The organism is Marseilla massiliensis (assembly GCF_016899955.1).
GTDB classification, from domain to species: Bacteria; Bacteroidota; Bacteroidia; order Bacteroidales; family Bacteroidaceae; genus Prevotella; species Prevotella intestinigallinarum.
The window spans coordinates 1-238 of record NZ_JACJJL010000125.1; the positions used below are offsets into that span (position 1 = coordinate 1).

Consider the following 238-nt stretch of genomic DNA (forward strand, 5'->3'; position numbering starts at 1 on the left):
CATGCAGGATGCTGATTCCCTCCGGCGCGTCGCACGGGAATTCGTGGTAGATATGGCCACTGACGGCGTTATTTACGCCGAAGCTCGATGGGCTCCCCAACAGCATTTAACAGGTGGGTTGTCCGCTGCGGAGGCCGTCGAGGCAGTCCAGGTTGGCTTAGTAGACGGGATGGAATCTGCATCGCTGTCGGGCACGACGATCATCGCCCGCCAAATTCTGTGCCTCATGAGGCATCTC

1 protein-coding gene is annotated in these 238 nt (G+C 58.8%); it reads left to right on the forward strand.

Annotation, left to right across the window (positions count from 1 at the left end; genetic code table 11):
* Positions 1-238: amidohydrolase family protein (locus H6B30_RS16915; protein WP_239484182.1), on the forward strand; the 238-nt coding region annotated here is incomplete at both ends.